Annotated in this window: 12 protein-coding genes, 1 tRNA gene and 1 pseudogene; 10 read left to right on the top strand and 4 right to left on the bottom strand. The window is 67.8% G+C overall.

Features of this window, described 5'->3' with window-relative positions; all coding sequences use genetic code 11:
* A pseudogene (locus B3T77_RS16190) lies at positions 1-335 on the bottom strand (primosomal protein N'); the annotation flags it as partial.
* A 30-nt stretch (positions 336-365) separates the two neighbouring features.
* On the opposite strand from B3T77_RS16190, the gene fsa reads away from it, so the two are divergent.
* Genes fsa through B3T77_RS16175 form a run of 3 tightly spaced genes read left to right on the top strand, consistent with a single transcriptional unit; the run spans position 366 to position 2681 of the window.
* Positions 366-1019, top strand: coding sequence for a fructose-6-phosphate aldolase (gene fsa / locus B3T77_RS16185; RefSeq protein WP_026108568.1), 654 nt, complete (start codon positions 366-368; stop codon positions 1017-1019).
* Between the two features lie 37 nt (positions 1020-1056).
* Positions 1057-1770 carry a DUF484 family protein gene (locus tag B3T77_RS16180; RefSeq protein WP_292080934.1) on the top strand — a complete coding sequence of 238 codons (714 nt, stop codon included), beginning with the start codon at positions 1057-1059 and terminating at the stop codon, positions 1768-1770.
* Entirely contained in the window at positions 1752-2681 is a 930-nt protein-coding gene (locus B3T77_RS16175; protein ID WP_292080932.1) for a tyrosine recombinase XerC, read from the top strand. The genes B3T77_RS16180 and B3T77_RS16175 overlap by 19 nt, the downstream gene beginning before the upstream one ends.
* Here the strand turns inward: B3T77_RS16175 and B3T77_RS16170 are convergent.
* Entirely contained in the window at positions 2678-3022 is a 345-nt protein-coding gene (locus B3T77_RS16170; protein ID WP_284876487.1) for a hypothetical protein, read from the bottom strand. The genes B3T77_RS16175 and B3T77_RS16170 overlap by 4 nt on opposite strands.
* Positions 3023-3233: 211 nt before the next feature.
* On the opposite strand from B3T77_RS16170, the gene B3T77_RS16165 reads away from it, so the two are divergent.
* Complete coding sequence (locus B3T77_RS16165) at positions 3234-4181, top strand: retroviral-like aspartic protease family protein (protein WP_292080929.1); 948 nt, start codon at positions 3234-3236, stop codon at positions 4179-4181.
* Here the strand turns inward: B3T77_RS16165 and B3T77_RS16160 are convergent, their stop codons facing one another.
* Entirely contained in the window at positions 4182-4973 is a 792-nt protein-coding gene (locus B3T77_RS16160) for an SDR family oxidoreductase (RefSeq protein ID WP_292080926.1), read from the bottom strand. It lies immediately after the preceding gene.
* A 141-nt stretch (positions 4974-5114) separates the two neighbouring features.
* On the opposite strand from B3T77_RS16160, the gene B3T77_RS16155 reads away from it, so the two are divergent.
* Genes B3T77_RS16155 through uraH form a run of 3 tightly spaced genes read left to right on the top strand, consistent with a single transcriptional unit; the run spans position 5115 to position 6543 of the window.
* Entirely contained in the window at positions 5115-5492 is a 378-nt protein-coding gene (locus tag B3T77_RS16155) for a hypothetical protein (protein WP_292080924.1), read from the top strand.
* Positions 5493-5545: 53 nt separating this feature from the next.
* On the top strand, positions 5546-6100 hold the full coding sequence (locus tag B3T77_RS16150) for a lipocalin family protein (RefSeq protein ID WP_292080922.1): 555 nt from the start codon (positions 5546-5548) through the stop codon (positions 6098-6100).
* Positions 6101-6144: 44 nt separating this feature from the next.
* Complete coding sequence (gene uraH, locus B3T77_RS16145; protein WP_292080920.1) at positions 6145-6543, top strand: hydroxyisourate hydrolase; 399 nt, start codon at positions 6145-6147, stop codon at positions 6541-6543.
* A gap of 47 nt (positions 6544-6590) precedes the next feature.
* On the opposite strand, the gene B3T77_RS16140 is transcribed toward uraH, so the two are convergent.
* Positions 6591-6666, bottom strand: a tRNA-Ala gene (locus B3T77_RS16140).
* A 160-nt stretch (positions 6667-6826) separates the two neighbouring features.
* Here B3T77_RS16140 and B3T77_RS16135 point away from each other — a divergent pair.
* The 3 genes from B3T77_RS16135 (at position 6827) to B3T77_RS16125 (ending at position 8672) form a co-directional block, all read left to right on the top strand.
* A complete protein-coding gene (locus B3T77_RS16135) occupies positions 6827-7132 on the top strand; it encodes a YggT family protein (RefSeq protein ID WP_292080918.1) in 306 nt (101 codons plus the stop codon).
* A gap of 104 nt (positions 7133-7236) precedes the next feature.
* Positions 7237-8118, top strand: a complete 882-nt coding sequence (locus B3T77_RS16130) for a 3-hydroxybutyryl-CoA dehydrogenase (RefSeq protein WP_292080916.1) — start codon at positions 7237-7239, stop codon at positions 8116-8118.
* Positions 8115-8672 (top strand): phthalate transporter, encoded by a 558-nt coding sequence (locus tag B3T77_RS16125; protein WP_137720670.1) that lies wholly within the window; start codon positions 8115-8117, stop codon positions 8670-8672. The genes B3T77_RS16130 and B3T77_RS16125 overlap by 4 nt, the downstream gene beginning before the upstream one ends.
* The last annotated feature ends 32 nt before the right edge of the window (positions 8673-8704 follow it).

Raw genomic sequence — 8704 nt, 5'->3', positions numbered from 1 at the left:
GGCCGGGGCCGGGGCGCGCGCAAGCCCTTCAGCGCCGTCGCCGCCATCTCACCCGGCGCCGACAGGGTCCAGCGTCCGGCCCATTCCACGAAATCCATGACGCCCGCAGGAAGGGGCGGATCGTCCAGCACGCTGTCGATCGCCTTCAGTCGCCGGTTCGACCCGGTCGTCTCGAACACCTCGGACACCACGCCCCGGATCAGGCGCGGCCCCAGCGGCACGGCGACCTGATCGCCCCGCGCCAAATCTCCGTGGGCCAGGCTCAGCGCCTCGGGAACCTCGTAGTCGAAGGCCTCCGGCACCGGCAGGGGAATGAGGACCGAGGCGACTTTCACCGAACTGCGCCCTCGGCTATGAAGCCGCCCATGAAACTCTTTCTCGATACCGCCGACGTCGCCGTCATCAAGGACATGGTCCCCACCGGAATGGTGGATGGCGTCACCACCAATCCGTCGCTGATCGCCAAGTCGGGTCGGAACATCGCCGAGGTCATCGCCGAAATCTGCGCCCTGGTCGAGGGGCCGATTTCCGCCGAGGCCGTCTCGCTCGATTTCGAGACCATGGTCAAGGAAGGCGACAAACTGGCCGCCATCGCGCCGAACGTGGTGGTGAAACTGCCCCTGACCTGGGATGGCCTGCGCGCCTGCCGCGTCTTCACCGACAAGGGCATCAAGACCAACGTCACCCTTTGCTTCTCGGCCGCCCAGGCGCTGCTGGCCGCCAAGGCCGGCGCCACCTTCGTCTCGCCGTTCGTCGGACGTCTGGAAGACAACGGCGCCGACGGCATCGGCCTGCTGGAAGAAATCCGCGTCCTATATGACGTGCACGGTTTCGAGACCCAGATCCTGGCCGCGTCCCTGCGCAATGTGGGCCATGTCGCCGCCGCCGCCGTCGCCGGATCGGACGCCGCCACCTTCGGCGCCGACACATTCAAGGCCTTGGTGAACCACCCGTTAACCGACAAGGGTCTTGATGCCTTCGTGGCGGACTGGGCCAAGACGGGTCAGTCTATTCTGTAGCATCGCGGTTCCCGGAGAGGTCTGTTTGAGCGGCTCATTGGACCTTTTCGAAACGTCGGAATCGGCCGCAACGCCCCATATCGGCGACGGCTTGCATTGGCCCGACGTGCGCGGCTGGCTGCAGACCCACCCTCAGACCCTGCTGGACGACCGCTCTCTGCTTGAAGAGATCGGTCTGCGGCCGCACGGCCGCAACGTGGTCGAGTTCGGCGCCGCCGCCCTGACGCGGCTTGAGGCCGTGGTCGAGCGCGAGACCGGCGCCCGGCGCGAGATCGAACTGATCGCCCGCGCCAACTTCGCCGCCCAGACCCAGACGCATGTCGCGACCCTGGACCTGATGGAGGCCAAGAACCATTCCGATCTGGCCCGTCGGCTGGATGCAGCGGCGCAGGGGCGGTTCGGCTTGGCCGGCGCCGCCATCGCCCTGGAAAAACCCGGCGGCGTGCCCTTCGGCTGGCGCGCGCTGGAAGAGGGCGACGTCGACAATCTGCTGGGCGAGCACGGCCTGACCTGGCTGGGCCCGATGATCCAGGGACTGAACTTCTTCGGCGCGGCCGAGGAACAGGTGCGGTCTATCGCCCTGGTCCGCATGGCCCCGCACCTGACGCCGGGCGGGCCGCCGCGCCCCTGCATCTGCGCCTTCGGCTCGCCCGAGCCCGAAGGCTTCACCCCCAACATGGGCTGCGAACTGGCCGCCTTCCTGGCGCGGGTGACGGAGCGGATGGCGGAGCGATGGCCGGTTCTGAACTGACCGCCTCCGACGCCCTGCGCGCCTGGCTGGACCATCTGGCGCACGAGCGTCGGCTGTCGCCGCGCACGCTGGAGGCCTATGGCCACATCGGGCGGCTCTATGTCGCCTTCCTCGAACGCCATCGCGGCGAGACCCTGTCGCTAAACGACATGGGCACGATCACCGCCGCCGAGGTCCGCGCCCACATGGCCGAGCGCCGCTCAGGCGAGCACCCGCTGGCGGCCCGGTCGCTGAGCCAGAGCCTGTCGGCCATTCGCGGATTTCATGCCTTCCTCGATCGGCGGTTGGACACCCCCGCTCCACAGCTGGCCCTGGTGCGCGGCCCCAAGGTCAAGCCGTCCCTGCCCCGGCCGGTGACCGAGGATCAGGCGCGCGGCCTGCTGGCCGAACCGGACGCCGATCCCGACGCCGAACCGTGGGAGGCCGCGCGTGACAGAGCTGTCCTGACCCTGCTTTACGGCTGCGGCCTGCGGATCTCCGAGGCCATGTCCCTGACCCGCGCCGATGCGCCGCTGGGTGAAACCCTGCGCATCGTCGGGAAGGGGTCCAAAACGCGGATCGCGCCGATCCTGCCCGCGGTGCGCACCGCAGTGGACGCCTATCTGGCTCTATTGCCATTCCCGGTCCAGCCTGCCGACGCTCTGTTCCGCGCGCGCCGCGGCGGCCCGCTCAGCCCCCGTCATGTCCAGGCCTCGGTCCAGCGGCTGCGCGGGCGGCTGGGCCTGCCCGAGCGCACCACGCCCCACGCCCTGCGCCACAGTTTTGCGACCCATCTGTTGGGCGCCGGCGCCGATCTGCGGTCGATCCAGGAACTGCTGGGCCACGCCAGCCTGTCGACGACCCAGAAATACACCGGCGTCGATGCGGATCGTCTTTTAAACGCCTATGCGGCCGCCCATCCCCGCGCCTAGCGACGCGGCGCGGGCGGAGCCGGTGGCACGCCGACGTCGGGCTGGGCCGGCATCAGGTTTCGACCCAGCGCCCGTTGATCCGGCACGGCGTAGCTGATCGGCAGGGGACAGTTGTTCTGGTCGCGCCGATCCAGCAGCAGATAGCGCCGGACCTGTCCATCATCGAGCGATCGATCCAGCGTCATGGCGCCGACGCCGCTTTGCCGAGCCTGCATCAGCGGATCGCCACAACGCTGCGTGGCCTCCCTTGGTGCGGAAACAACGACAAGATCGCGGCTGGTAATCGCGCTGGAAGACGCCGCCGCGGGGTCGGACAGGGCCAGCATAAGCAAGGTCAGCATCGCATCCTCCTGTTTCGGCTGGGACGATACGTCGACAACCCCCGATTGGCCAGACGGTGCCGAACGCCGGGCGGGAAGGCGCAGCCGCGCTGAGACAAGACGGACAAGAATATGTCTTAGGCTCTTCGCCAAAAGCGCGTAGCCTGCCCTGTCCTGGCGAAGGCCCGAGGAGGACAGGCGGGTGCGGCCAGGGTTTGGCGAAGGATCGAGCGTGAAAACGTCGCGGCGCAAGACGCTGGGCCTGCTGGCGGCTGTTCCGTTTGTGTCCGCCCAGACCGCCATCCCACCAGACCCGCCCGATCAGGTGCGGCTCTTGCAAAATCTGTTGACGCGGATGGGCGTCGGCGTGCGTCTGAACGGAAGCGTCCAGCAGGTCTTCGTCATTGACACCGGCGCCGAACGCAGCGCGGTTTCGGCCGAGTTGGCCCAGGCCTTGGCCCTGCCGCCCGGCCGCCCGGTCGTGGTGCACGGGATCACGGCGGCTGAGGTCACGCCGACCGTCGAACTGGCGCAGATCGAGATCGGGCGGCGGCGCTTCAGCGACCTGACCCTGCCGGTCTTTCCGCGCGACGCCCTGGGCGCCGACGGCCTGCTCGGTCTGGACCTGCTGTCCCGCTCTCGCCTGACGCTGGACGTCAATGCCCGCCAGGTCGCCCTGTCGCCGTCAGGGTCGACCAGCATCGCGCTGACGACCAGCCCCGACTCAACCCGCCCCCAGCAACAGGACGTGCTGGTCGCCGGTCGTCGCGGTCGCTTCGGTCAGCTGATCCTGACCCGGATCGAGGTCGCCGGCATGGAGGTCGCGGCCTTCATCGACAGCGGCGCGCAATATTCGATCGGCAATCTGGCCCTGATGCAGGCGATCGACATCGGTCAGGCCGCCTCCCCGTCCGAGCCCGTGCGGATGGTCGGCATCGTCGGCGGCGCGGTGACGGCCCGCACAGGCACGACGCCCGCCCTGCACATCGCGGGACGATCGCTGGGCCCGACCCCGCTGCTGTTCGCCGACCTGCATGTGTTTCAGGTCATGGACCTGATTGACAAGCCGGCCCTGCTGCTGGGCGCCGATATCCTGAGCCGGTTCAGCCGCATCACTCTGGATTACGGGCGCAGCCGCGTGGCCTTCGGCGGCGTGCTGCGTCGTCGTGCGCCCGGCTGATCAGATCGCCTTGATCGCCCCGCCGTCCAGTCGGATCAGCGAGCCGGTGACATAGGCCGCCAGGGGACTGCACAGGAAGGCAGCGGTGGCGCCGAACTCCTCGGTCGTGCCGATACGGCCGACCGGGATCGATTTGACGGATTCAGCTCGCGCCTCTTGCGGCGTCGTGCCGGTGCGCTCAGCGGTCGCCTGGTCCAGCCTTTCGATCCGCGGCGTATCGATCCGCCCCGGCAGCAGGGTGTTGACCGTCACCCCGTCTGGTCCGACCTCATTGGCCAGGGTCTTGGCCCAGGCCGCGACCGAGGCCCGCAAGGTGTTGGACACGCCCAGCGCCGCCGACGGCTCGACCACTGTGATCGAGGCGACGTTCAGGATGCGCCCCCAGCCGGCCGCCCGCATGGCCGGCAGCACCCGGTCCGTCAGGCGGAAGATCGACAGCACCATCGACTCGAAATGATCGCGCCACACCGCCGGCTCAAGCCCCGACACGCCCGACGGCGGCGGCCCCCCGGTGTTGTTCAACAGGATTTCGATGTGCCCGCCCAGCAGATCCTCGGCCCGGTCCGTCGCCTTCAACAGCGCCTCATGGTCCGCCAGGTCCGCTGTGACCACGACCGCCCGGCCAGGCCCGGCCGCATTCAACGCATCCGCCACGGCCTGAAGCTTGCCTTCATCGCGCGACAGCAAGGCGACGTGCGCTCCCTCCGCGACCAGGGCCGTCGCCACGGCGCGACCCAGGCCGGATGAGCCGCCGCAGATCAGGGCGCGCTTGCCGTTCAGTTTCAGGTCCATGGTCGATCTCCGGCTCCGGTTTCCAGCTCCGCATATCGGACGCCGGCCTGCCCGGCGCAACGCGGCGTTAACCGACGCGGCGCACCTTCCTGTGCGAGCGGCCGCCAGCACCCGTTTGGACAGGCCGGGAAGGGCCCGCCCATGCCGACCAAGATGACCTCCAGCATCCGCCGCCACAGCGATCATTTCGAACCGCAGGACACCGATCCGCACGAGCAGCGCCGCCTGCGCGGCCAACTGGAGCAGATCGACTACGCCGCCTACATCGCCAACAAGGAGGTGATCGGTCACGCCCTGACCGGCGTGGACGCCGCATCGCTGCAAAAGCTGGCGGTCATGACCGCCACGGCCCGCGCCAGATGGGTGGCGGAATCGCTGCGTCTGGCTCACTCCGGCTCGGCCGTCACGCCCGATCAGGTCGCCCGCCTGACCGCCGCCCGCACCGCCTTCGACGAACTGGCCGAAGCCTATGAGGCGCTGCGCCGCATCATTGAACGGGGCTACGTCGCCCTGAGGTGACCGCATCGCCGGGCGTGTCCGGAACCGGGCGCCTTCATCATCGTTCTGCGGCCATGAAAATCGCTCGCATCGCTTCCATCGCCCTGATCGCCGGCGCAGTCCTGACGCTGGGCGCCTGCGCCACCCTGCAACGCGGCCCCGTCGGCAACGCCGCCGTGCCTCAACCCGCAAAGCCGGTCGATCTGAACCGCTACGCCGGCCTGTGGTATGAGATCGGGCGCTACGAAAACGGCTTCGAGCGCGGCTGCGAAGGGGTGACCGCCCAATATACGGTGCGCGATGACGGTCTGGTCGGGGTGCTGAACACCTGCCGACAGGGTACGGTCGATGGTCCGGAAAAAACATCAGAGGGCAAGGCGAAGATCGTCGGGGGTAGCGAAAACGCCAAGCTGAGGGTGTCCTTCTTCGGCCCCTTCTACGTCGGCGACTATTGGGTGCTGGACCACGCCGACGACTATTCCTGGTCCATCGTCGGCGAGCCGTCGGGCCGCTACCTCTGGCTGCTCAGCCGCACGGCGCAACCCTCGGCCCAGACCCGCGAAACCATCCAGAACCGCACCCGCGCCCTGGGCTACGACCTGACGCTGGTCCGGCCAACCCAACACTGATCGCCCGCCTCACGCCGCCCCGTCGCCACCTTCAAGGATCTTCCATGCGTATTGCAACGCTCGCCGCCCTGTCGGCCTTTCTGGTGTCCGCAGGATCGGCTTCGGCCGAGACCATTTCGACCCACGTCCTGGATTTGGCGCGCGGCGTCGGCGGTCGCGACGTGCCCGTCACCCTGGCGATCAAGGACGGCGACGGCGGTTGGCGACAACTGGCGACCGCGCGCACCGACGAGAACGGTCGCGTCCGCTCGTTCGGCGATCAGGTCACGACCCAGGCGGCGATCTACAAGCTGACCTTCGACATGTCGCAATATGGCGAAAAGGACGCCCAGCCCTTCTTTCCCGAGATCGACGTGGTGTTCCAGGTCCGCGACCCGAGCATCCACTACCACGTGCCCGTCGTCGTCAGCCCCTACGGCTACAGCACCTACCGCGGCAACTGAGCCAGGCCGCACGGGCGGCTGGTAGCTCGGCTCTGATTGAAAACGCCTGGTGGAGCCGAGGGGAGTCGAACCCCTGACCTCGTCATTGCGAACGACGCGCTCTACCAACTGAGCTACGGCCCCGTTTCCAGCGTGGGATCGGGTTTCACAGGCGTGGCGGACATAGAAGGCGGGCGGGCGTGGTGTCAACGGGCTTGTGCGCGCAAAGCGCGCAGGTCGGATACGGCCGTTGTCGGACCCAGGCCGAACAGGCTAGAAGCGCCCTCGCTGAATGGAGAATGAGATGGGCACCGCGCTTGCTTGGCTAATCGAAACGGTCATCGGTCTGATGATCTGGTTCATCATCGCCCAGGCCATTCTGAGCTGGTTGGTAGCGTTCGACGTCGTCAACTATCGCAACCGCTTCGTCTATTCGGTCGGAAACTTCCTTGACCGGGTCACCGCGCCCCTGCTGGAGCCGTTTCGCCGCATCATTCCGAACCTGGGCGGCATTGATATCTCACCCATCGTGGTGATCTTGCTGCTGCAATTTATTCGGATTGCGTTTGTAGCAACAGCTAAGCCGGCCCTGATCCAGTTGCTCGGCTGAGGCGACACGGCGGGCGGAAATCTGATGCGAGAGGGTTGATCCGCTCTTGCGCCGCGCGCCTTCCTTTCTAAAGGTGCCCGCCCGACCACTTTCGACCACGGTTCATGACCACGATCACCACAGTCGCCATTCTGGGCGCCGGACAGATGGGCGCAGGCATCGCGCAGGCGGTCGCGCTCGGGGGCTATTCGGTTCGCCTTTATGACGTCATCGCCGACCGGTTGCCGATGGCGCAGGGCGAGATCGCGGCCAGCCTGGCGCGTCATGTCGGACGCGGTCTGGTCGATCAGGCCGCCGCCGATGCGGCCCTGGTCCGCATCACGACAAGCGACGGAATGGCCGAGGCCGTCGCCGGCGCCGATCTGGTCATCGAGGCGGCGCTGGAAGACGAGGCCGTCAAGAAGGCCATCTATGCGCAGGTGGTGCCGCACCTGGGGCCGCAAACCCTGTTGGCGTCCAATACCTCGTCGATCTCGATCACCCGCCTGGCGTCCTCGACGGACCGGCCGGACCGGTTCGTCGGCCTGCACTTCATGAAGCCGGCGCCGGTGATGAAGCTGGTGGAGATCATCCGCGGCATCGCCACCTCGGCCGAGACCCACTCCGCCGCCGTCGCCTTCGCCGAGAGCCTGGGCAAGACCACCACGGACGCCGAGGATTTTCCCGCCTTCATCGTCAACCGCATCCTGGTGCCGATGATGAACGAGGCCATCTTCGCCCTTTACGAAGGGGTCGGCAACGTCGCCTCGATCGACAAGGCGCTGCGTCTGGGCGCCAATCATCCGATGGGCCCGCTGGAATTGGCGGACTTCATGGGTCTGGACGTCGTCCTGGCGATCATGAACGTGCTGTATGACGGGCTGGCCGACAGCAAGTACCGCCCCTGTCCGCTGCTGGTGAAATATGTCGAGGCCGGCTGGCTGGGCAGGAAGAGCGGACGCGGCTTCTATGACTATTCCGGCGCTGCGCCGGCGCCGACGCGATGAGCCGGTTCGAGAGCTATTCCGACCTGCCCGGTCAGGCGACCATCGCCGCGCGGCCCGGGCGGACGCCCCGGATTCTGGCCTGTTTGGCCGGCGCGGCCTGGCCGCCTCTGTGGTTGACCCTGCCCTTCTGGCGGCCGCACGCCTATCTGCCGGGTCGCGACATGGACTGGCGGCTGGTGGTGATGCTGATCGGGCTGATCACCGTGCCGCTGGCGCTGTATCGCGTGCTGAACGAGCGCAAGCGCGACGGGCGGCCCGGCACGCGGCTGGGCGTCGTCTGGCGCTTCATGATGTACGGCGGCCTGGCGGCGGCCCTGGTCCAGATCGTCGTCGCCCTGGGCATGAGCGTGATGGGCTGGTTCGAGGCCGGCGACGTCATGCAGGCCTTGGGCGCGACCGAGACCACCCTGCTGATTTTCGGCGTCGGCGGCCTGCCCATCGCCATGATCGTGGGCGTCAGCTACGCCCTGTGGGCCGGGTTGTGCGCCGCCTTCATCGCCTTCGAGGCGCGGCCGGCGGTCAAGGATCGACTGGGCTTGATGCCCAAGGGCTGAGACACAGGGTTGGCATTCGCGCCTGACGCCTG

Origin of the sequence: Brevundimonas sp. UBA7838, assembly GCF_002500885.1 — a bacterium.
In the GTDB taxonomy this organism is placed as follows: domain Bacteria; phylum Pseudomonadota; class Alphaproteobacteria; order Caulobacterales; family Caulobacteraceae; genus Brevundimonas; species Brevundimonas vesicularis_C.
The sequence above is the reverse complement of the archived record's forward strand: the minus strand, read 5'-3'. Positions and strand labels throughout refer to the sequence as shown.

Coding starts and splice junctions, on each gene's coding strand:
- fsa (WP_026108568.1), top strand. CDS start 366: ATGAAACTCTTTCTCGATACCGCCGACGTCGCCGTCATCAAGGACATG.
- B3T77_RS16175 (WP_292080932.1), top strand. CDS start 1,752: ATGGCCGGTTCTGAACTGACCGCCTCCGACGCCCTGCGCGCCTGGCTG.
- B3T77_RS16170 (WP_284876487.1), bottom strand. CDS start 3,022: ATGCTGACCTTGCTTATGCTGGCCCTGTCCGACCCCGCGGCGGCGTCT.
- B3T77_RS16160 (WP_292080926.1), bottom strand. CDS start 4,973: ATGGACCTGAAACTGAACGGCAAGCGCGCCCTGATCTGCGGCGGCTCA.
- B3T77_RS16155 (WP_292080924.1), top strand. CDS start 5,115: ATGCCGACCAAGATGACCTCCAGCATCCGCCGCCACAGCGATCATTTC.
- B3T77_RS16150 (WP_292080922.1), top strand. CDS start 5,546: ATGAAAATCGCTCGCATCGCTTCCATCGCCCTGATCGCCGGCGCAGTC.
- uraH (WP_292080920.1), top strand. CDS start 6,145: ATGCGTATTGCAACGCTCGCCGCCCTGTCGGCCTTTCTGGTGTCCGCA.
- B3T77_RS16135 (WP_292080918.1), top strand. CDS start 6,827: ATGGGCACCGCGCTTGCTTGGCTAATCGAAACGGTCATCGGTCTGATG.
- B3T77_RS16130 (WP_292080916.1), top strand. CDS start 7,237: ATGACCACGATCACCACAGTCGCCATTCTGGGCGCCGGACAGATGGGC.
- B3T77_RS16125 (WP_137720670.1), top strand. CDS start 8,115: ATGAGCCGGTTCGAGAGCTATTCCGACCTGCCCGGTCAGGCGACCATC.